Source organism: Micromonospora sp. CPCC 206171 (assembly GCF_036906755.1).
GTDB classification, from domain to species: domain Bacteria; phylum Actinomycetota; class Actinomycetes; order Mycobacteriales; family Micromonosporaceae; genus Micromonospora; species Micromonospora purpureochromogenes.
In genome coordinates, this window is record NZ_JBAKHT010000010.1 from 1 (window position 1) to 21,172 (window position 21,172).

A 21,172-nucleotide genomic window follows, 5' to 3' on the forward strand; every position below is an offset into this window, starting at 1 on the left:
GTCCTCGGGTTGGGGCACGGTCGAGCAGATCACCGACCCCGAGTACTCGACCAAGGCGTTCCTCAAGGGCCTCAAGCAGGTCGACGGCTGGCAGGACATGCCGCTGACCAAGGCCGCCCAGACCGTGCAGGTCTCGGCCTACCCGGACCACTACGCCCAGTGGGAGCAGCAGGCCGCCGACCTCGTCGCCAAGCACTGGAACAACTGACCCACCTGAACGACACGCTGGCCGGCACCCCGAACCCGGGGTGCCGGCCAGCGGCATATCCGCCCGGGGTCAGACGCGGAAGCCGGCGGCGCGGGCCGCCTGGCGTTCCCGGCGGCGGTCGGAGCGGCGGCGCAGGAACCAGAAGAGGAAGGCCACCAGCCCCAGCAGGAAGGCCAGCACCAGCACCGGCAGGACGATCGCCACCAGGGACATGACCACGCTGGTCGCGTCCTCGGCGGTGCTGGCCACCGGCGCGCCGAAGCCCGCGGTGGTGGCGTTGACGACCGGCCGGGCGGCCGACTTCAGCAGGTGCACGCCGAGCGCGATGACGACACCGCTCACCACCGGCACCCACTGGTGGGACGAGAAGAAGCTCCCGGGGTCGCTGACCGTCACGGTCTCCGAGCTGGCGCCGGCACCGAACGCCAGGCCGCCGGCGGTCGGGCGGACGACGGTCTGCACGAGATCGTTGACGTGGTCGACCACCGGGACCTTGTCGGCGACGACCTCGACGGCGAGCAGCACCGCCAGGATCAGCACGACCCAGCCGTTGCCCAGCCACTGCCAGCCGCTCGGCAGGTCGATCAGGTCGGTGTAGCGGGCGAGCAACCCCATGATGATCAGAGGGATGTAGGCGTTCAGGCCGGCCGACGCCGCGAGACCGGTACCCGTGAGAACTTCGAACACGAAATCAGCATCGCACCGGCGCGCCAGGTCCGCTCGGTGGCTACGGCCGGGTCCTCGGCTACCCTCGTCGGGTGCGGCTGGTGATTGCGAAGTGCTCGGTGGACTACGTCGGACGGCTCTCGGCACATCTGCCGCTGGCCACGCGGCTGCTGATGGTCAAGGCGGACGGCTCTGTGTCGATCCACGCCGACGACCGGGCGTACAAGCCGCTGAACTGGATGAGCCCGCCCTGCCGGCTCGAGGAGGCTCCGGGCGTCTGGCGGGTGGTCAACAAGGCCGGCGAGGAGCTGCGGATCACCCTGGAGGAGATCTTCCAGGACACCTCGTACGAGCTGGGTGTCGACCCGGGCCTGCGCAAGGACGGCGTCGAGGCGCACCTGCAGGAGTTGCTCGCCGCCAACCCGGAGACCCTCGGCGAGGGCTTCACCCTGGTCCGGCGCGAGTACATGACCGCCATCGGCCCGGTCGACCTGCTCTGCCGGGACGCCAACTCCGGCGCGGTGGCCGTCGAGGTGAAGCGGCGCGGCGAGATCGACGGCGTGGAGCAGCTCACCCGCTACCTGGAGCTGATGAACCGCGACCCGCTGCTCGCCCCGGTCGCCGGCGTCTTCGCCGCGCAGGAGATCAAGCCGCAGGCCCGCGTGCTCGCCACCGACCGGGGGATCCGGTGCGTGGTGGTCGACTACGACAAGCTGCGCGGCATCGAGCGCGACGAGCTGACCCTCTTCTGACCCACCGCCCGCTCAGCGCCGGCCGTACATCACCTTGGCGGCCTTGACCAGGCGCGCCACGTCGGCGGGGGTCCGCTCGAAGGTCATCGACGGCAGCAGCGACCGGGCCCGCCGCCGGGTGATCGACTTGGCCCGGCCGAACTCGCGCAGCCCGTCCTCGCCGTGGATCCGCCCGAAGCCGGAGTCACCCACCCCGCCGAACGGCAGCGTGGACATGCCGGCGAAGGTGAGCGCCGAGTTGACCGAGGCCATGCCCGAGCGCAGCCGCCGGGCGATCGCCACGGCGCGCTTGCGACCGAAGACCGAACCCCCCAGGCCGTACGACAGCGCGTTGGCCCGGCGTACGGCCTCGTCGGCGTCGCTCACCCGGCTGATCGTCAGCGTCGGGCCGAAGGTCTCCTCGCGGACGGCGGCCGAGGTCTCGGGGACGTCCACCAGCACCGTCGGGTGCACGTACGGCGGCTGGACCGCGCCCGGCCCGCCCAGCACGGCGCGGCCGCCGGCGGCGACGGCGTCGTCGATGTGCCGCCGGATCACGTCGAGCTGGCTGGGCATGGTGATCGGGCCGATGTCGGCGCCCTCCGCGCCCACGGTCAGCCGGCCGGCGCGGGCGACCACCTTGTCGACGAAGGCGTCGTAGACCGGTTCGACGGCGTAGACCCGCTCGATGCCGATGCAGGTCTGGCCCGCGTTGGTCAGCGCGCCCCAGACGCACGCCTCGGCCGCCGCGTCCAGGTCGGCGTCGGCGTCCACGATCATCGCGTCCTTGCCGCCGGCCTCCAGCAGCACCGGGGTCAGCGACTCGGCGCAGGCCGCCATCACCTTCTTGGCGGTGGCGGTCGAGCCGGTGAAGGCCAGCTTGCCCACGCCCGAGCGGCACAGCGCCGCGCCGACGTCGCCGAGACCGTGCACCGCGGTCAGCACCGGCTGCTCCGGCACCACCTCGGCGAAGGCGTCCACCAGCCACTGCCCGACGGCGGGGGTGTACTCACTGGGCTTGAGCACGACGGCGTTGCCGGCGGCGAGGGCGTACGCGGTGGAGCCGATCGGGGTGAAGACCGGATAGTTCCACGGGCCGATCACCCCGACCACCCCGTACGGCTGGTATTCGAGGTGCCCGGAGAACTCGGCCAGGATCAGCCGCGAGCGGACCCGGCGCGGCCCCAGCACCCGGCGGGCGTTGCGGGCGGCCCAGTCGATGTGCTCGATCGCGGTGAGGATCTCGACGATGGCGTCGGCGACCGGCTTGCCGCCCTCGACGTGGACCAGCTCCGCCAGCTCCTCGATCCGCCGGGCGAGCAGGCCGCGCCAGCGCAGCAGCCGCTCCCGGCGCCCGGTGAAGCCCAGACCGGCCCACCACTCGCCGGCGGCCCGGGCCCGCTCGACCGCGCGGGCGACGTCGTCGGGGGTGGCCACGGGGAAGCGGCCGGCTTCGGCGCCCGTCGCGGGGCTCGTCGAGACCAGCCGATCGCCCTCGATGACCGGGGTGCCGGGGACATGGACAGCCGTCATGGCGGAAGTCTAGACCCGGAGATTACCCACCGGTAGGGGTGGCCGGAGCCGTCCTCGGCCGCCCGTCGCGGACCGGCCGTGCCGCGCGCCGCCGACCGTCGCCGCCTCCGCCGCGCCGTCCGCTCGCCGCCCGACCGGTTGACGGTAGTTGTCCGGCCGGGGTCGCGCAGGTGTCCCCGCGGGTGGTGAGGTGGGCGGGGGGAACTGGCACGCTGACGCGGGGGCGACACTGGGTGGGGAGCTGACAGTCCATGGAGGACCATCCGGAACTGATACCGCTGTTGACGGTGGCGGGCGGGGCGATGCGCGGGGCCAGCTTCCGGCTGAGCATGCGGCCGCAGGTGATCGGCCGCGCGCCGACCGCTGACATCGTGGTGACCGACGCGCACCTGAGCCGGCGGCACGCGGAGGTGCGGCTGACCGACGCCGGGGCCGTCCTGGTGGACCTCGGCTCCACCAACGGCACCTGGCTGAACGACCGGCGGATCACCGGCCCGGAGCAGCTCTGCGACGGTGACCTGGTCCGGCTCGGCCGTACCGAACTGCGCTTCTTCGACCCGGGCCTGGCCACCACCGACCCGGTGGGGCTGCGCTTCGCCGGCGGGGGCCCGGTCCGCCGGGACCACCGGCCGACCCTGCCGCTGCCGCTGGCCAACCCTGCTACCGCACCCACCGACGCCTGGCCCGCCGGCGGCGCACCGGTCGCGTCGGCGGCCGGGACCGACGGCGGGGCCTGACCGCTACCACCGCTCGGCGGTGCGCCGGGTCGGCGAAAGCCCTGCACCGGGGCGAGCGGGTCGGGTCCGCGTGCGTCCGGCACATCCGGCAGCGAAGGATCGTGGGCGGCCGGCCCATGGACCGGGGGACGCCGCCGTGGCAGCATGCCGCGGATGGAGATCGCGCAGCGGACCGTCACCGCGAACGGCATCACCCAGCGGGTACGGGTGGCCGGACCGCCGGACGGCGTGCCGGTCCTGCTGGTGCACGGCAACGGCTCCTCCTCGGCGTTCTGGGAGCCGCTGGTCCGCCGGCTGCCCGGGACGCTCCGGGTGGTCGCGCCCGACCTGCGCGGGTACGGCGACACCGAGACCGCCCCGGTGGACGCGACCCGGGGACTGGCCGACTTCGCCGACGACGTGGCCGCCCTGCTCGACGAGCCGGGTCTCTTCGCCGCCGGCGCGCGCCCGGTGGTGGTCGGGCACTCCCTCGGTGGCGGGGTGGGGATGCGGCTGCTGGTCGACCACCCGGACCGGGTGGCGGCCCTGCTGCTGGAGGCCCCGGTCTCGCCCTACGGCTTCGGTGGCACCCGCGACCTCGACGGCACCCCGACCACGCCCGACTTCGCCGGCACCGGCGCCGGCTCGGTGAACCCGGACTTCGTGGCCAGGCTCGCCGCCGGCGACCGGAGCGCGGACGCCCCGACCAGCCCACGCAGCGTGCTGCGGACGACCTACGTCGCCGACCCGGCCTCGCTGGGCGAGGACGAGGAGCTGCTGCTGGACAGCCTGCTCAGCACCGCCACCGGCGAGGACAACTACCCCGGCACGGCCGGCACCTCGCCGCACTGGCCGGGCACCGCGCCCGGGTCGCGCGGCGTGCTCAACGCGCTCGCCCCGGCTTACTTCCGGCTCGCCGACGAACTGGTCGCCGTCGAGGTCAAGCCGCCCGTCGCCTGGGTACGCGGCGACGCCGACGTGATCGTCTCGGACACCTCGCTGTTCGACCTGGCGTACCTGGGTTCGCTGGGGATGGTGCCGGGCTGGCCGGGGGAGCAGGCGTGCCCGCCGCAGCCGATGGTCGGGCAGACCCGGGCGGTGCTGGAGCGGTACGCCGCGACCGGCGGCACGTACCGGGAGGTGGTGCTTCCCGGCTGCGGGCACAGCCCGCACGTGGAACGGCCGGCGGAGTTCGTGGCCGAACTGCTGGCGCTGACGGGGGTGCCGGCGACGAACTGACCCGGTGCGTGAAATATCCCACGGCGTCTCGACAACGCAGCGTCGCGTGGCAGACTCCGGCGCATAACCTTAGTCGCCGTTCAAGTCGGCGGGGTGCGGAGCAACCAGGGGAGGCCGGTCGTGGCGCGCGAGTTCACCAGTGTGGGTGTGGTGGGTCTGGGCACCATGGGTGCCGGCATCGTCGAGGTGTTCGCCCGCAACGGCATCGACGTCGTCGCGGTGGAGATCTCCGCGGCCGCCCTGGAGCGCGGCCGGGTCACCCTCACCGGCTCCACCGACCGGGCCGTCGCCAAGGGCAAGCTCGCCGAGGCCGACCGGGACGCCCTGCTGTCCCGGGTGACCTTCCAGGTCGGGCTGGACGCGCTTCACTCGGTGGACCTGGTGATCGAGGCCGTCCCCGAACACCTGGATCTGAAGCAGCGGATCTTCGCCGAGCTGGACCGGGTCTGCAAGCCCGAGGCCATCCTGGCCACCAACACCTCGTCGCTGAGCGTCACCGAGATCTCGGTCGCCACCACCCGGCCCAACCAGGTGATCGGCATCCACTTCTTCAACCCCGCCCCGGTGATGAAGCTGGTCGAGGTGGTCCGCACGGTGGTCACCTCCGCCGACGTGGTCGCCGACGTCGAGGCGCTCTGCGAGCGGCTCGGCAAGGTCGACGTCACCATCAGCGACCGGGCCGGCTTCATCGCCAACGCGCTGCTCTTCGGCTACCTCAACCACGCCGTCAGCATGTTCGAGTCGCGGTACGCCACCCGCGAGGACATCGACGCCGCCATGAAGCTCGGCTGCGGCCTGCCGATGGGTCCGCTCGCGCTGATGGACCTGATCGGCCTGGACACCGCGTACGAGATCCTGGACACCATGTACCGGCGGGGCGGTCGCGACCGCCGGCACGCCCCGGTGCCGCTGATCAAGCAGATGGTCACCGCGGGTCTGCTCGGCCGCAAGTCCGGCCGGGGCTTCTACACCTACGAGCGGCCGGGCTCGCCGGTGGTCGTACCCGACGAGCAGACGCCGGTGGCGTCGGAGTCGGCACTCGCCGACGGCGCCCGGGCGATCGCCAAGGTCGGCGTGGTCGGTTCCGGGACGATGGCCACCGGCATCATCGAGGTCTTCGCCAAGGCCGGCTACGAGGTCGTCTCGGTCACCCGGGGCGCGGAGAAGTCCGCCAAGGTCTTCGAGTCCGTCAAGACCTCGCTCAACAAGGGCGTGGTGCGGGGCAAGCTCAGCGAGGCCGACCGGGACGCGGCGCTGGGCCGGATCAACTGGTCCGCCACGCTGGAGCACCTGGCCGACGTCGACCTGGTGGTCGAGGCCGTGGTCGAGGAGCTGAGCGTCAAGAAGGCCCTCTTCGCCAGCCTCGACGAGATCTGCAAGCCGGGCGTCGTGCTCGCCACCACCACTTCCTCGCTGCCGGTGATCGACGTGGCGATGGCCACCCAGCGCCCGGCCGACGTGGTGGGCCTGCACTTCTTCAACCCGGCGCCGATCATGCCGCTGGTCGAGGTGGTGCAGACCATCCGCACCTCGGCGGAGACCACCGCCACCGCCAAGGCGGTCTGCGCGACGCTGGGCAAGACCGGCGTGGTCTGCGGTGACCGCTCCGGGTTCATCGTCAACGCGCTGCTCTTCCCGTACCTGAACGACGCGGTGAAGATGCTGGAGGCCAGCTACTCCACCGCCGACGACATCGACTACGCGATGAAGCTCGGCTGCGGCTACCCGATGGGCCCGTTCGAGCTGCTCGACGTGGTCGGGCTGGACGTCTCGCTGGCCATCCAGCGGGAGCTCTACCTGGAGCTGCGCGAGCCGGGCTTCGCCCCCGCGCCGCTGCTGGAGCACCTGGTCACCGCCGGTTACCTGGGTCGCAAGAGCGGCCGGGGCTTCCGCGACCACACCCGTCGCTGACCCGGCCGACACGTCGCCGTGACGGTGTCCTGAGGGTGTGATCTTCGACGGCGTCCCGGTGGCCGATGACCTTGGCGAGCCGATCGGCGGAGACTGACCGTAACCTTGGGTAGGTGAGCCCCCGTCGCAATCGTCCCCGCCGGGACGACGCCGCCCACCTGGAGCCCGACCGCGTCCGCCAGGGCGTCGCCGCGGTGCAGCAGTGGCGCGACGGCGAGTGGCAGGTACGCGGGATCGGCGGCGGGGCGTCCACCAAGACGTACCGCTGCCCCGGCTGCGACCAGGAGATCCGCCCCGGGGTGGCGCACCTGGTGGCCTGGCCGGCCGACGGGACGGGCGACCTCACCGACCGCCGGCACTGGCACAGCGGCTGCTGGCGGGCTCGGGACCGGCGCGGCCCGGCGATCCAGCGCGGGCGCAGCGCGCCGAAGTACCGCTGAGCGACCTGGATCACCCTGTTTCCGCCCGGGCGGGCGGCGGCGGTGAACTCGCGCCAGACTTGAGCGGTGAGCACACCGATCCGCGCGTCGTCGATCCTGCCCGGCCACCGGGAGGACATCGAGCTGCACACCGCCGACGGCCTGCGCCTGGTCGGTGAGCTGGCCCGGCCGGTCGACCGGGAGCCGGTGGCCACCCTGGTCTGCCTGCACCCGCTGCCCACCCACGGCGGGATGATGGACAGCCACGTCTTCCGCAAGGCGGCCTGGCGGCTGCCGGCCCTGGCCGACCTGGCCGTGCTCCGGTTCAACACCCGGGGCACCAGCAGCGTCCGCGGCACCAGCGAGGGCGCCTTCGACGCCGCGGTGGGGGAGCGCTACGACGTCGCCGCCGCGATCGAGTACGCCGAGTTCCACGAGCTGCCGAACATCTGGCTGGTGGGCTGGTCGTTCGGCACCGACCTGGCCCTGAAGCACGGCTGCGACCCGGCGGTGGCCGGCGCCATCCTGCTCTCCCCGCCGCTGCGTTTCTCCGAGCCGGCGGATCTCGCGGTGTGGGCGAAGTCGGGCACCCCGCTCACCGCGCTGGTGCCCGAGTTCGACGACTACCTGCGGCCGGACGAGGCGCGCGAGCGCTTCGCGGCGGTGCCGCAGGCCGAGGTGGTCGGGGTGCCCGGCGCGAAGCACCTCTGGGTGGGCGACGCCGAGACGGTGCTGGACGAGATCGTCCGGCGGGTCAATCCGGCCGTGCCGCTGCCGCTGCCCACCACCTGGGACGGCCCGATGGAGACCGGCGACGTCAGCGCGTACGCCGACCGCACGGTGGCCTCCTTCGCCGACACGCCCGTCCCGGGCCCGGCGCGGGACTGAGGATCAGCGGGCCTCCTGCCGGGGCAGCACCACCTCGCGCAGGATGAGCTGGAGCGCCGCCACGGTCGGGATGGCGATCAGCGCGCCGACCACGCCGATCAGCGCCACCCCCAGCAGCGCGGCGAGCAGGGCGGCCACCTCGTTGACCTCCACCGACCGCCGCATCACCTTCGGGTAGATCAGGTAGTTCTCCACCTGCTGGTAGATCAGGAAGAAGGCCACGCAGGCGATCCCCGTCGGCAGCCCGGTGGCGAACCCGACCAGGGCGACGATCACCGCGCCGAGGGTGGCGCCGATCTGCGGGATCAGGTCGGTCACCGCGACCACCACGGCCAGCGCGAACGGGTACGGCAGCCCGACGGCCAGCGCGAAGACGAAGGTGCTCACGCCGGCCAGCACGGCGATGCTCAGCGCGCCCACCATGTACGCCCCGACCTTGGTCAGGATCGCGTCGCCGATCAGGCTGACCCGCTGCCGCCGCGAGCGGGGGACCAGCGCGTACGCCAGGGCGCGCAGCTTGTCGAAGTAGGCCAGGAAGTAGATGGTCAGCACCAGCACGGTCAGCGCCCGGAGCAGGGTGCCGAAGATGAGCTGGGCGCCGCCCAGCACACCGCCGAGCGCCCGGCCCACGGTGTCGGCGTTCGCCGCCGACTGCACGCGCTCCATCACGTCGTACCGTTCCACCAGGTCGTTGACCGTCTGGCTGCGCCGCAACTCCTCGATGTAGCTGGGGATCTGGTCGACGAACTCCCCGGTCTGCGTCACCACCGGCGGCACGAGCGCCACCAGGCCGCCGGCGATCAGCAGCACCAGGGTGAGCACCACCGTCGCCACCGCGAGACCGTGCGGCACTCCCCAGGCGCGCAGCCGGACCACCGCCGGGTTGAGCCCGACCGCCAGGAAGAGCGCGATGACCACCAGGACGAGGATGCCGCCGGCGTTGCGAACGCCCAGATAGAGCGTGTACGCCAGCAGCACGCCGAGCGCCCCGGTGAAGCCCACCAGGAAGCTGCTCCGCCGCAGCGGCCGCCCCGGCTGGCCGTAGCGCCCCGAGGGGGTCGCCACCGGAGCGGCCGGCTCGAATTCGGTCGGGTCGGTTTCGGTGGACGTGGTCGCGTCCGCGCCGGCCGCAAGCCGTTCCCCGGCAGGCTCGAAGTCCGTCGGGTCGGCGTCGGTCGCCGGGTGCTCGCCGTCGCGCGGGGAGCGTCTCCCGCCGGGCGTGGTGGGTCGCCTGCCGGCGTCGTCCCGAAATTCGCCCGCCACCGGTTCGTCCTGTCCCACCCCGACCTCCCCGGATCGTGCCCCGGCGGTACCGGACCCGTCGGACCGTCCCGGCCCGAGCCCCGGGCCGGCTCCCTGCCCGGAGGGTAGTGGCCGGCAGGTGCCCGAGCCAGCCCTGCCCGCGATGTCCGGCCGCCGTCCAGCTCTGCCGGACCAGTCACGCCCCGTCGGCTGGACGGTCTTCCGCCTGGGTCCGCCCGCGCCGGCTGCCTGCCGACCGCGGTCCGTCACCTGGAGGGTCGCACCGCGCCGGCACCCCGACGGTCCCCTCGGCTCCTGTGCTCTGCTGCCCAACCGGCGACACTGGGAGCGCTCCGCTGTTGCCGGGACCGCAGCAGAGCAAGCGTGCGGCGCAGGGGTGTCGTCGGGGCCCGGTCGCCAGGACGCTGGCGGGGGTCGGCGCGGCAGCGGTTGGGGACCGTCGTGGGTAGGGACCGTCGTGCGTCGCGACCGTGGCGGCGCCCAGACGGTTGTGGGTCCGAGACCGCACCGGTTGCGGGCCGTCGTGGGTCGGGACTGTCATGCGTCGCGACCGCGGCGGCGCCGGGACGGTGGTGGGTTGGAGACGTGGCGCCGCCGGCACGATTGTGGGTTCGAGACCCTGGCGGGGGCTGGGTCGGCGGTGCCTCGGGACCGTCGTGGGCCACGTCGAGGCAGTTCACGACCGGGACAGGCTCAGGACCGCGGCGGCGGAGGGCGATCCGGTCCGGCCCGGTGGCGACACGGGCGGCCGGATCACCGCGCGGCCGGGCGGCCGTTCCGGCGCTCGCCGCCGCCGGAACGGCCTCGCTCACTCCGACTCGGCGGTGACCTTGCTCGGCTTGGCGCCGCGCTCGTCGGTGGTCGGCTTGGTCGGCCGCTTGCCGTTCTCGCCGGTGCTGGTGATCTTGGTCGGGGTGGCCTCGCGGCCGCCCGTGCCGGGCACCGCGGCCACCGTCGGCTCCCCGTCGACACCGGCGCTGGCCGTGCCACCGTCCACGGTGGTCACCGGCTCGGCCGCCGGGCGGGCCTTGGGCTTCGTCCCGTCCGTGCCGGCGGCCGGCTGCGCGTTCGGCCGGGCCCCGTCCGTGTCCGACGCGGTCCTCGCGCCGTCGCCGGAGACCCGGGCACCGTCGGCGATGGCCTTCACGGCGTCGGCCTTGGGCTTGGCGCCGTCGGCGGTGGGCTTCCCGCCGTCGGTGCTCGGGGTGACGCCGGCGAGCGCCGGAGCGGCACCGTCCGTCGTCGGTACGGCCGCCGTCCCGGTGACCTTCCGGAGCTGGAGCTCGGTGATCTGCCGCTGGAGCTCGTCGGACTCCTGCCGCGCCTGCCAGGTCTCCTGGCGCAGGTCGGCGAGCTGCTGCTGGGCCTGCGCGATCTCCAGCATCACCTGGGCGAGCTGCTGCCGGCCCGCCGCCGCCTCCTGCTGCGTCGCGGCCAGGTGCTGCTGGGTGGTGGCCAGGTGCTGCTGGGTGGTGGCGGCGTACTCCTCGAACTGCCGGCGGGACGCCGCGACGTGCTCGTCGGCCTTGCGGCGCTTGTCGGCCGCGTCCGTCTCGGCCCGTTGGAGCAGCGTGGTGGCCTCCTCCTCAGCCCGGCGACGCATGGTGAGCGCGTCGACCTCGGCGGACCGACGGACCTCGGCGGCGCCCTGCTCGATCTCGTCGCGGCGCGCCGTCCACTCCCGCTCCAACTGGTCGTGGCGGGTCTTGTGCTGCTTCTCCAGCTCGTCGCGGCGCTTGGCGTACTCCTGCTCGATGGCGGCGCGGCGCTGGGCCAGCTCCCGGTCGGCGGCCTCCCGCCGGCCGTTGACCTCCTTCTCCACGCCCGCCCGCCAGGCGCCCAGCTCCTGCTGCGTCTGAGCGCGGGCGTGCTGCACGTACGCCTCGGTCTCGCTGCGCATCCGCTGCACGTACGCCTCGGTCTCGGCGCGGTTGCGCTTGGCCGTCTCGGCGGCCTCCGTGGTCAGCCGGTGCGCCTCCTGCCGGGCCCGACCTCGGGTGCCCTTCGCGGCCTCCTCGGCGTCGTCGGTGATCCGCTTCGCCTCCTGGAGGGCCTTGGCGTGGGTGGCCCGCCCGGCCTCGGCCGCCGACTCGGTGAGCCGCTTGGCCTCCTGCTGGGCCTTGGCGTGCACCTCCTTGGCCGCCTCGCGCAGCTCGGTGGCCTCCTTCTGCGCCTTCGCCAGCGCCTCCTTGGCCGTCTCGCGCAGCTTGGTGGCCTCCTGCTGGGCCCGGCTGTGGATCTCCTTGGCCGTGTCGCGGAGCTGGGTTGCCTCCTGCTGCGCCTTCGTCAGCGCCTCCTGGGCGGCGGCGCGGAGCCGGGTCGACTCGTCCTGGGCGGTGGCGCGCAGCCGATTCGACTCGTCCTGGGCCGTGGCCCGCAGCCGGGCCGCGTCCTCCTTGGCGCTCTTGAGCGCGGCCGTCGCCTCGGCCTTGCGGGCGGCGGTGTGCCGCTCCTCCTCGGCGCGCCGCGCCGCCAACGCGATCTCGAAGTCCTTGAGTGCCTGGGCGGCTTGCTCGCGGGCCTCGTCGATGATGTGCTCGGCGGCGGCGCGACGGGCCTCGATCTCATCGTTGGCGGCGCTCAGGATGGCGTCCGCCTGCTCCTCGGCGAGGGCGAGGATCTGCTCGACCCGGGGCCCCAGGTGCTTGAACGAGGCGCGGTCCACCACGCCGATCTGCTTGCGCACCTGGGCCAGGTCCCGCTGGAGATGCTCGACCTGCCCGGCCAGCTTGTGGATCTGGGTGTACGCCTGTTCCCGCTCGGCCGTCAGGGTCGCGATCTCGTGCTCCGCACGAGCGACGTACCGGTCGACCTGTCGTTTCTCGTACCCCCGCAGGGCGGACTCGAAGCTGGGCTCCGTGGTCACGTCCCCGCCGAGAGCGAACAGTTCCTCGCCGTGCGACATGCCCCCATCCTCACACGCATCCGGTCCTGCTGGGGCGATACGGACGCCCCTGTTGCGACCTACTTCACCACGGCCGTACCGGCCGTATCAGGGGTTGGGAAACGCATACGGCGCGGGGTGTCACCGGTCACCCGGTGTCACCCCGCGCCGTGAACTCATGCCCCGACGGTGCGGTGGGTCAGCTGGCCGTCTCCGCGGTCGCCCGCTGCTCGGTGCCGGCGGCCTTGGGGGCCTCCGGCTTCGCCGGCGCGGCGGCCGGCTGCTGCGCCGGCACACCCGGCACGATGCCGGCCAGGCCGGAGAGCATCTGGCCGAGCTGGGAGGTGACGGCGTCCTTCTGACGGGTGAGGTCCTCGACCTCGCGGCGGGCCGCCTGGGTGGTCAGCTCCGCCTCGGTGCGTGCCTCGGTGAGCAGCCGCTTCGACTCGGCCTTGGCCTCGTTGAGGGTCTTCTCGGCCAGCGCCTTGGCCTTGTCGACGGTCTCGTTGGCGGTGCGCTCCGACTCGACCCGGCGGGCCTCGGCGCGCTGCTCGATCTCCTTGGCGCGCTCCTGCGCGGCGCGGGCCCGCTGCTCGGCCTCGCCGACCAGCTTCTGGGTCTGCGCGACCTGCGCGGCGTGCCGCTCGGACTCCTCGCGCTCGGCCTTCTCGCGGCGCTCGGCCAGCTGGAGCTCCAGGGCCTGCAGGTCCTTGTCCCGCTTGTCGCGGGCGTCGGTGAGCAGCTTGGTCGCCTCGGCCCGCTTCTCCTCGGCCTCGCGTGCGGCCTTGGCCCGCTGCTGGGTGATCTCCCGCTCGGCGGTGGCGCGCAGGGTGGCGACCTCACGCTCGACCGTGGACTTCAGCTCGGCCACCTCGTGCGCGGTGACCGTACGCAGCTGCTTGGTCTCCCGGTCGGCGTCGGCGCGCAGGGTGTCGGCCTCGCGGCGGGCCTGCACGCGGACCTCGGCGGCCTCGCGCTCGGCGGCGGTGCGGACGTTGCCGGCCTCCCGCTCGGCGGTGGCCTTCATCGCCGCGGCCTCGGCGCGCGCCTTGTCGGTGATCTCCCGGGCCTCCAGGCGGGCCGCGGAGAGGATGCCCTCCGACTCGCGCTTGGCCTCGTTGCGGTGGTCGTTGGCCTGCTCCTCGGCCAACCGCAGGATCTGCTCGACGCGAGTGCCCAGGCCGGAGAGGGTCGGCCGGCTGTTCTCCTCGAGCTGCTTGCTGGTGTCGGTGAGCTTCTGCTCGAGCGCGCTCTGGCGCTGCTCGGCCTGGCGGAGCCGACGCTGGGCGTCGTTCATCCGCTGCTCGGCCTCGGCGCGGGCCTGCTCGGACTGGGTCAGCGCGGCGGTCATCCGGCCGATGAAGTCATCGACCTGGTGGGTGTTGTATCCGCGCAGGCCGACGGTGAAATCTGGCTGCGAGTTCGCGTTATCGAAGAACGCGAGAGGGGAGGACTGCTGCTGGGGCATTGGGACATACTCGCAGACCCCCCGGGGTCGTTCGCAAGAGCGGTCCCGAGCTTTCGTGTCCTCATTACATGGTCAACTTCCGTACTCGGCGGACACCGGACCAATCGGCGATCTTGGCAGGTCCCGGGCAGGCCGAGGTCACGCCGAGTGAGCGGGAAAAGGGCCGCGGGGGATGCCCGCGGCCCTTTGTCCGTCGTCACTCGAATGGGGGTGCGCCGCCCATGTGGAAAGGCAATGGCGGCCTCACCGCAATGGGCATGCCGGCATCACCCGGACGGCTCAGTGGCCGCGGAACCGGTTGATCGCGTCCTCGTGCCGGGAGCGCAGCTCGGTGTCCCGGACGCCCAGCCCGTCGGTGGGGGCGAGGCAGCGCACGCCGACCTTGCCCTGGTGGGCGTTGCGGTGCACCTCGTACGCGGCCTGCCCGGTCTGCTCCAGCGGGTAGGTCCGCGACACCGTCGGGTGGATCAGGCCGAGGGCCACCAGCCGGTTCGCCTCCCACGCCTCGCGGTAGTTGGCGAAGTGGCTGCCGACGATCCGCTTGAGGTGCATCCACAGGTAACGGTTGTCGTACTGGTGCAGGTAGCCGCTGGTGGAGGCGCAGGTGACGATGGTGCCACCCTTCTTGGCGACGTAGACGCTGGCGCCGAAGGTCTCCCGGCCGGGGTGCTCGAAGACGATGTCCGGGTCCTCGCCGCCGGTCAGCTCGCGGATCCGCTCGCCGAAGCGGCGCCACTCGTCCTGGTCCTGGGTCTGCTCGTCCTTCCAGAAGCGGAAGCCCTCGGCGGTGCGGTCGATCACCAGCTCGGCGCCCATCTTCCGGCACAGCTCGGCCTTCTCCGGCGAGGAGACCACGCAGACCGGGATCGCGCCGCCGTTGAGCGCCATCTGGGTGGCGTAGCCGCCCAGGCCGCCGGAGGCGCCCCAGATCAGCACCACGTCGCCCTGCTTCATGTTGGCGCCGTGGTGCGAGACCAGCTGCCGGTACGCGGTCGAGTTGACCAGCCCGGGGCTGGCCGCCTCCTCCCAGCTCAGGTGGCGCGGCTTGGGCATCAGCTGGTTGGCCTTGACCACGCACAGCTCGGCCAGGCCGCCGAAGTTGGTCTCGAAGCCCCAGATCCGCTGCTGCGGGTCGAGCATGGTGTCGTCGTGGCCGGCGGCGTCCTCCAGCTCCACCGAGAGGCAGTGCGCGACGACCTCGTCGCCGGCCTTCCACTTGGTCACGCCGGGACCGGTGCGCAGCACCACGCCCGCCGCGTCCGAACCCACCACGTGGTACGGCAGGTCGTGCCGGCGGGTCAGCTCGGAGAGCCGGCCGTAGCGCTGAAGGAACTTGAAGGTCGGCAGCGGCTCGAAGATGCTGGTCCAGACCGTGTTGTAGTTGATGGCGCTGGCCATCACCGCGACCAGGGCCTCGCCCGGGCCGAGCTCCGGGGTGGGCACCTCCTGCAGGTGCAGGGCCTTGCGCGGGTCCTTGTCGCGGGTGGCCATCCCGTCGAACATCCGGGTGTCCTCGGCCCGGACGACCACGCCGCGGTAGGTCTCCGGTACCGGCAGTCCGGCGAGACCGGCGAGTTCGCGCTCCGGTCGGTCGGAGCCTTCCGCCGCCATGATCGCTTCGAGGATGTCCTGCACGGTGACCTCCCGTTCGTCCGCACCCACGCCGGGGGGCAGGGGTGCTGCCATCGTCGGCGCCGGTGCGACCGACCGCCATGTCGGCAATCGACACATCCGGCACCGGTCGCGCTCCTTGTTGGGCCGGGACGTTACTGAACGGTAGCTAGGGCCGGAAGTCCTGTGTGAAAAAGTGCATTGGCCGATGCGTAGAGGTGTCCGCGCCGCACCCGTACCGCGCACCCCCGCGCTTGGCCCTGTTCCCCGGGGCCGGCCGGCGGGGTCCGCCGGCACCGTTCGCGGCATGTCGCGGTGTCCGGCGACGGGGACACCGCGACATGCCGCGAACGGCACTGCGGAACGGGCGGGCGACGGTCAGTGGGCGTCGGCGGCCGGCTCGACCAGCTCGACCAGGACGCCACCGGCGTCCTTGGGGTGCACGAAGTTGATCCGGGAGTCGGCGGTGCCGCGCTTCGGCTTCTCGTAGAGCAGCCGTACGCCCCGCTCGCGCAGCGCGGCGCAGGCGGCGTCGATGTCGACCACCGTGTACGCCACCTGTTGCACACCCGGCCCGTTGCGGTCCAGGAACTTGGCGATGGTCGACTCCGGGGTCAGCGGGGCGAGCAGCTGCACGCAGCCGCCCTCGGTGGTCGGGCCGACGGCCAGCATCGCCTCGCGTACGCCCTGCTCGGTGTTGGTCTCGACGTGCACGCACCGCATGCCGAAGGTGCGCTGGTAGAAGTCGATCGCGGCGTCGAGGTCGGCGACCGCGACCCCGACGTGGTCGATGCGGCGCAGGCCGATGTCTGTGACATAGTCGGCAGCGGGCTCGACGGGGGAGTTCTCAGCCATGGCGCTAGTCTGACCGAACAATCGTTAAGGCGTACAGGTCGGCACCCCCTCGGAGGCAGGCAATGGCTTCGGTGATCATCAGCGGCGCGCGGACCCCCATGGGGCGCCTGCTGGGCAACCTCAAGGATCTCCCGGCGACGAAGCTCGGCGGCGTCGCGATCAAGGCGGCGTTGGAGCGCGCCGGCGTCGCTCCGGACCAGGTGCAGTACGTGATCATGGGGCAGGTGCTCCAGGCCGGCGCCGGGCAGATCCCGGCCCGGCAGGCGGCGGTCGAGGCCGGCATCCCGATGTCCGTACCGGCGCTGACCATCAACAAGGTCTGCCTCTCCGGTCTGGACGCGATCGCTCTGGCCGACCAGCTCATCCGGGCCGGCGAGTTCGACATCGTGGTGGCCGGCGGCATGGAGTCGATGACCAACGCCCCGCACCTGCTGCTCGGCCAGCGCTCCGGCTACAAGTACGGCGACGTCACGATCAAGGACCACATGGCGCTCGACGGGCTGACCGACGCCTGGGACTGCTGCGCGATGGGCGAGTCCACCGAGAAGCACGGCGTGCGGCACGGCATCACCCGCGAGGAGCAGGACGCGTTCGCCGCGAGCAGCCACCAGCGGGCCGCCGCCGCGCAGAAGAACGGCCACTTCGCCGACGAGATCACCCCGGTGGTCATCCCGCAGCGCAAGGGCGAGCCGCTGGTGATCAGCGAGGACGAGGGCATTCGTCCCGACACCACGGCCGAGTCGCTGGCGAAGCTGCGCCCGGCGTTCACCAAGGACGGCACCATCACCGCCGGCAGCTCCTCGCCGATCTCCGACGGCGCCGCCGCCGTGGTCGTGATGAGCAAGGCCAAGGCCAAGGAGCTGGGGCTGACCTGGCTGGCCGAGATCGGCGCGCACGGCAACGTCGCGGGGCCGGACAACTCGCTGCACTCGCAGCCGTCCAACGCCATCCAGCACGCCCTCAAGAAGGGCGGTCTGAGCGTCTCCGACCTGGACCTGATCGAGATCAACGAGGCGTTCGCCCAGGTCGGCATCCAGTCGGCCCGCGACCTCGGGGTCAGCCCGGACAAGGTCAACGTCAACGGCGGCGCGATCGCGCTGGGCCACCCGATCGGCATGTCCGGCGCCCGGCTGGTGCTCACCCTCGCGCTGGAGCTCAAGCGCCGGGGCGGCGGCACCGGCGCGGCCGCGCTCTGCGGCGGTGGCGGTCAGGGTGACGCGCTGATCATCCACGTGCCGGCTGGGGCCGAGAGCCAGCAGTGAGCGCGCGGAGCGAGTCGGTGCTGCGAGCTTCGCAGCCGTGAACAAAGGGACCACAGTGAGCGACGCCGTCGATCACGTCCCGGCGACGGCCACCGGGCCGGTGCGCCGCAGCCGGGACGTACCGATGCTGGTGGAGCGGGCCCGCGCGGGTGACCCCCGCGCGGTGGCCCGGCTGATCACCCTGGTCGAGTCCGGTGACGAGGTGCTGCCGCAGGTGGCGGCGGCCCTCGCGCCGTACGCCGGTCAGGCCCAGGTGGTGGGCCTGACCGGCTCGCCCGGGGTGGGCAAGTCGACCACCACCAACGAGCTGGTGCGCGCGCTGCGGGCGCGGGGTCACCGGGTCGGGGTGCTGGCGATCGACCCGTCCAGCCCGTTCACCGGCGGCGCGATCCTCGGCGACCGGGTCCGGATGCAGGACCACGCCACCGACCCCGGGGTCTACATCCGCTCGATGTCCAGCCGCGGCCACCTCGGCGGGCTGTCCGCGGCCACCCCCCAGGCGGTGCGGGTGCTGGAGGGCGCCGGCTGCGACGTGGTGCTGGTGGAGACCGTCGGCGTCGGCCAGGCCGAGGTCGAGGTGGCCTCGCTCGCCGACACCACCCTGGTCCTGCTGGCCCCCGGCATGGGCGACGCGATCCAGGCGGTCAAGGCCGGCATCCTGGAGATCGCCGACGTCTTCGTGGTCAACAAGGCCGATCGGGACGGCGCCGACGCGACGGTCCGCGACATCCAGGGCATGATCGCCCTCGGCGAGCGTGGGCCCGGCGAGTGGCGTCCGCAGGTGGTCCGGGCGATCGCCGCGCGCGGCGAGGGGATCGACGACATCGCCGCCGCCATCGACAAGCACCGCGGCTGGCTGGAGCGGCACGACGAGCTGCGCCGCCGCCGGGAGACGCGGGCCGCCGCCGAGATCGAGGCGATCGCGCTCGGCGCGCTCCGCGCCCGGATCGGTTCACTGCGCGACGGTACGGAGCTGTCGACGCTCGCCGCCAAGGTGGCCGAGGGCGCGCTCGACCCGTACGCCGCCGCGGACGAGCTGCTGGCCCAGCTCGGCTCCTGACCGGTCCACTGCGGACCCGCCCGCCTAGTACGCTCGCACCGCCACATGGCGAGCGTGGGGCTGGACGAGTGGGCGGGTAGACCATGGCTGACGAGGCGACGCAGGAGCTGTCGGTGACTCCGGACGCGGTGGCGGGCGGGACGACGCACGTCTCCGACGAGGTGGTGGAGAAGATCGCGGTGGTCGCGGCCCGGTCCGTGCCCGGGGTGGCCGAGCTCGGTGGCGACGTCGCCCGGTTCTTCAACGCCGTGCTCGACCGGGTCGGCCTGGACCAGGTCGGCGACGCGCGGCGGGGCTGCTCGGCGCACGTGACCGACGGTGCGGCCGTGGTCAACCTGGTGCTGGTGATCTCCGCCGGGCACCCGGTGCCGCAGGTGACCGACGCGGTACGGGCGGCGGTGACGACGGCGGTCGAGGCGTACGGGCTGCGCGCCGACGAGATCAACATTCGGGTGGACGACGTCGCGCTCGACGCCCCGGCCGGATGAGGTTACCGACCGGTACGGACTTCCTTAGCGATCGTTCAGGACTCCGTTCTACACTCGGTGTTCAGTCGAGGACTCGAGGAGGAGCCCCGCGGATGAACGCCGACGAGATCGCAGCCGGACGGGCACGCTGGCAGGCCCGCTACGACGCCGCGCGAAAGCGGGACGCCGACTTCACCACGCTGTCCGGGATGACCGTCGACCCGGTCTACGGCCCGCCGGAGGGCGCCGCGTACCCGGGCTTCGACCGGATCGGCTGGCCGGGCGAGTTCCCGTACACCCGGGGCCTCTACCCGACCGGCTACCGGGGGCGCACCTGGACGATCCGGCAGTTCGCCGGGTTCGGCAACGCCCAGCAGACCAACGAGCGCTACAAGATGATCCTGGGCGCCGGCGGCGGCGGGCTCTCCGTCGCCTTCGACATGCCGACCCTGATGGGGCGCGACTCCGACGACCCGCAGTCGCTCGGCGAGGTCGGCCACTGCGGCGTCGCGGTGGACACCGCCGCCGACATGGAGACGCTCTTCGACGGCATCGACCTGGCCGGCGTCACCACCTCGATGACCATCTCCGGCCCGGCCGTGCCGGTCTTCTGCATGTACCTGGTCGCCGCCGAGCGGCAGGGCGTCGACCTGTCCAAGCTGGACGGGACGCTGCAGACGGACATCTTCAAGGAGTACATCGCGCAGAAGGAGTGGCTCTTCGACCCCGAGCCGCACCTGCGCCTGATCGGCGACCTGATGGAGTACTGCGCCCGGGAGATCCCGCGGTACAAGCCCCTCTCGGTCTCCGGCTACCACATCCGCGAGGCCGGAGCGACCGCCGCGCAGGAGTTGGCGTACACCCTGGCCGACGGGTTCGGCTACGTCGAGCTGGGGCTGAGCCGCGGGCTGGACGTCAACGTCTTCGCCCCGGGCCTGAGCTTCTTCTTCGACTCGCACGTCGACTTCTTCGAGGAGATCGCCAAGTTCCGCGCCGCCCGCCGGATCTGGGCCCGCTGGCTGCGCGACGTCTACGGCGCGACCAGCGAGAAGGCCCTCTGGCTGCGGTTCCACACCCAGACCGCCGGGGTGTCGCTGACCGCGCAGCAGCCGGTCAACAACGTGGTACGGACCGCCGTGGAGGCGCTCGCCGCGGTGCTCGGCGGGACCAACTCGCTGCACACCAACGCCCTCGACGAGACCCTGGCCCTGCCCACCGACGAGTCCGCCGAGATCGCCCTGCGTACCCAGCAGGTGCTGATGGAGGAGACCGGCGTGGTCAACGTCGCCGACCCGCTCGGCGGCTCCTGGTACGTCGAGGCGCTCACCGACAAGATCGAGGCCGAGGCGGAGGAGATCTTCGCCCGGATCCGGCAGCTCGGTGGCGAGGGCCCGCACCAGATCGGCCCGATGACCTCCGGCATCCTGCGCGGCATCGAGGACGGCTGGTTCACCGGCCACATCGCCGAGTCGGCCTTCGTCTACCAGCAGGCGCTGGAGAAGGGCGACAAGCGGATCGTCGGCGTCAACTGCCACACCGGCACGGTCGCCAAGGAGCTGGAGATCCTGCGCATCTCGCACGAGGTGGAGCTGGAGCAGCGTCGGGTGCTCGCCGAGCGCAAGGCCGCCCGGGACGACGCCGCCGTCACCGCCGCCGTCGCCCGGATGGTCGAGGTCGGCCGCACCGGCGAGAACATGATCCCGGCCATGCTGGACGCCGTCCGCGCCGAGGCCACCCTCGGCGAGATCTGCGACGCGCTGCGCGCCGAGTGGGGCGTCTACCGGGAACCCGCCCGCTTCTGACCCCGCCCCCGCCCTCCGCGACCGGTGCCTCGCCGGTGGCCCGAAAGCACCGCGAAAGGTGCGAACGGCCACCCGTGCGGGCGCGCTCGCGGAGGGCGGTCGCGGTAGCGGCCGGGTGGGCGGTGAGCAGGGGTGAGAGTTGCAACTGTCGCCGTCGCGGTTGATCTGAGTTCCGCGGGACACGTGCGA

General features: G+C 72.8%; 17 protein-coding genes and 1 pseudogene. 11 read left to right on the plus strand and 7 right to left on the minus strand.

Going from position 1 to position 21,172, the window contains the following annotated elements:
* Positions 1–208, plus strand: a pseudogene (locus V6U89_RS13980) (hypothetical protein); the annotation flags it as partial.
* Positions 209–277: 69 nt separating this feature from the next.
* On the opposite strand, the gene V6U89_RS13985 reads toward V6U89_RS13980, so the two are convergent.
* A complete protein-coding gene (locus tag V6U89_RS13985) occupies positions 278–895 on the minus strand; it encodes a DUF4126 domain-containing protein (protein WP_334571418.1) in 618 nt (205 codons plus the stop codon).
* Between the two features lie 71 nt (positions 896–966).
* Here V6U89_RS13985 and nucS point away from each other — a divergent pair, with 71 nt between their 5' ends.
* Entirely contained in the window at positions 967–1,626 is a 660-nt protein-coding gene (nucS, locus tag V6U89_RS13990) for an endonuclease NucS (protein WP_238448426.1), read from the plus strand.
* A gap of 12 nt (positions 1,627–1,638) precedes the next feature.
* On the opposite strand, the gene V6U89_RS13995 is transcribed toward nucS, so the two are convergent.
* A complete protein-coding gene (locus tag V6U89_RS13995; RefSeq protein ID WP_154942296.1) occupies positions 1,639–3,138 on the minus strand; it encodes an aldehyde dehydrogenase family protein in 1,500 nt (499 codons plus the stop codon).
* A 251-nt stretch (positions 3,139–3,389) separates the two neighbouring features.
* On the opposite strand from V6U89_RS13995, the gene V6U89_RS14000 reads away from it, so the two are divergent.
* The 5 genes from V6U89_RS14000 to V6U89_RS14020 all read left to right on the plus strand — a co-directional run bounded on the left by V6U89_RS14000 (position 3,390) and on the right by V6U89_RS14020 (position 8,311).
* Positions 3,390–3,875, plus strand: coding sequence for an FHA domain-containing protein (locus V6U89_RS14000; protein WP_334571420.1), 486 nt, complete (start codon positions 3,390–3,392; stop codon positions 3,873–3,875).
* A gap of 153 nt (positions 3,876–4,028) precedes the next feature.
* On the plus strand, positions 4,029–5,093 hold the full coding sequence (locus V6U89_RS14005) for an alpha/beta hydrolase (protein WP_334571421.1): 1,065 nt from the start codon (positions 4,029–4,031) through the stop codon (positions 5,091–5,093).
* Between the two features lie 120 nt (positions 5,094–5,213).
* Entirely contained in the window at positions 5,214–7,004 is a 1,791-nt protein-coding gene (locus V6U89_RS14010; protein WP_334571422.1) for a 3-hydroxyacyl-CoA dehydrogenase family protein, read from the plus strand.
* Positions 7,005–7,117: 113 nt separating this feature from the next.
* Positions 7,118–7,444 (plus strand): hypothetical protein, encoded by a 327-nt coding sequence (locus tag V6U89_RS14015; RefSeq protein ID WP_442933921.1) that lies wholly within the window; start codon positions 7,118–7,120, stop codon positions 7,442–7,444.
* Positions 7,445–7,510: 66 nt separating this feature from the next.
* Positions 7,511–8,311, plus strand: a complete 801-nt coding sequence (locus tag V6U89_RS14020) for an alpha/beta hydrolase (protein WP_334571423.1) — start codon at positions 7,511–7,513, stop codon at positions 8,309–8,311.
* A 3-nt stretch (positions 8,312–8,314) separates the two neighbouring features.
* Here V6U89_RS14020 and V6U89_RS14025 read toward each other — a convergent pair whose 3' ends face one another.
* The 5 genes from V6U89_RS14025 to mce form a co-directional block, all read right to left on the minus strand.
* Positions 8,315–9,592 carry an AI-2E family transporter gene (locus tag V6U89_RS14025; protein ID WP_442933922.1) on the minus strand — a complete coding sequence of 426 codons (1,278 nt, stop codon included), beginning with the start codon at positions 9,590–9,592 and terminating at the stop codon, positions 8,315–8,317.
* A 790-nt stretch (positions 9,593–10,382) separates the two neighbouring features.
* Positions 10,383–12,479, minus strand: coding sequence for a hypothetical protein (locus V6U89_RS14030; RefSeq protein WP_334571424.1), 2,097 nt, complete (start codon positions 12,477–12,479; stop codon positions 10,383–10,385).
* Between the two features lie 178 nt (positions 12,480–12,657).
* Positions 12,658–13,926, minus strand: coding sequence for a cell division protein DivIVA (locus V6U89_RS14035; protein WP_334571427.1), 1,269 nt, complete (start codon positions 13,924–13,926; stop codon positions 12,658–12,660).
* 279 nt (positions 13,927–14,205) lie between these two features.
* Positions 14,206–15,561 (minus strand): crotonyl-CoA carboxylase/reductase, encoded by a 1,356-nt coding sequence (ccrA, locus tag V6U89_RS14040; protein WP_334571612.1) that lies wholly within the window; start codon positions 15,559–15,561, stop codon positions 14,206–14,208.
* Between the two features lie 354 nt (positions 15,562–15,915).
* A complete protein-coding gene (gene mce / locus V6U89_RS14045; protein ID WP_210776218.1) occupies positions 15,916–16,392 on the minus strand; it encodes a methylmalonyl-CoA epimerase in 477 nt (158 codons plus the stop codon).
* Between the two features lie 62 nt (positions 16,393–16,454).
* On the opposite strand from mce, the gene V6U89_RS14050 reads away from it, so the two are divergent.
* The 4 genes from V6U89_RS14050 (at position 16,455) to V6U89_RS14065 (ending at position 20,983) form a co-directional block, all read left to right on the plus strand.
* Positions 16,455–17,654, plus strand: coding sequence for an acetyl-CoA C-acetyltransferase (locus V6U89_RS14050; protein WP_334571430.1), 1,200 nt, complete (start codon positions 16,455–16,457; stop codon positions 17,652–17,654).
* A 55-nt stretch (positions 17,655–17,709) separates the two neighbouring features.
* A complete protein-coding gene (gene meaB, locus V6U89_RS14055) occupies positions 17,710–18,714 on the plus strand; it encodes a methylmalonyl Co-A mutase-associated GTPase MeaB (protein WP_334571431.1) in 1,005 nt (334 codons plus the stop codon).
* Positions 18,715–18,797: 83 nt separating this feature from the next.
* Complete coding sequence (locus V6U89_RS14060; protein ID WP_334571433.1) at positions 18,798–19,202, plus strand: Asp23/Gls24 family envelope stress response protein; 405 nt, start codon at positions 18,798–18,800, stop codon at positions 19,200–19,202.
* A 92-nt stretch (positions 19,203–19,294) separates the two neighbouring features.
* Positions 19,295–20,983, plus strand: a complete 1,689-nt coding sequence (locus V6U89_RS14065; RefSeq protein ID WP_334571434.1) for an acyl-CoA mutase large subunit family protein — start codon at positions 19,295–19,297, stop codon at positions 20,981–20,983.
* Positions 20,984–21,172: the final 189 nt, after the last annotated feature.

Excerpts from the sequence above, each read along its gene's own strand:
- V6U89_RS13995 (WP_154942296.1), bottom strand. The coding sequence starts at position 3,138 with ATGACGGCTGTCCATGTCCCCGGCACCCCGGTCATCGAGGGCGATCGG.
- V6U89_RS14000 (WP_334571420.1), top strand. The coding sequence starts at position 3,390 with ATGGAGGACCATCCGGAACTGATACCGCTGTTGACGGTGGCGGGCGGG.
- V6U89_RS14005 (WP_334571421.1), top strand. The coding sequence starts at position 4,029 with ATGGAGATCGCGCAGCGGACCGTCACCGCGAACGGCATCACCCAGCGG.
- V6U89_RS14030 (WP_334571424.1), bottom strand. The coding sequence starts at position 12,479 with ATGTCGCACGGCGAGGAACTGTTCGCTCTCGGCGGGGACGTGACCACG.
- V6U89_RS14035 (WP_334571427.1), bottom strand. The coding sequence starts at position 13,926 with ATGCCCCAGCAGCAGTCCTCCCCTCTCGCGTTCTTCGATAACGCGAAC.
- mce (WP_210776218.1), bottom strand. The coding sequence starts at position 16,392 with ATGGCTGAGAACTCCCCCGTCGAGCCCGCTGCCGACTATGTCACAGAC.
- V6U89_RS14050 (WP_334571430.1), top strand. The coding sequence starts at position 16,455 with ATGGCTTCGGTGATCATCAGCGGCGCGCGGACCCCCATGGGGCGCCTG.
- V6U89_RS14060 (WP_334571433.1), top strand. The coding sequence starts at position 18,798 with ATGGCTGACGAGGCGACGCAGGAGCTGTCGGTGACTCCGGACGCGGTG.
- V6U89_RS14065 (WP_334571434.1), top strand. The coding sequence starts at position 19,295 with ATGAACGCCGACGAGATCGCAGCCGGACGGGCACGCTGGCAGGCCCGC.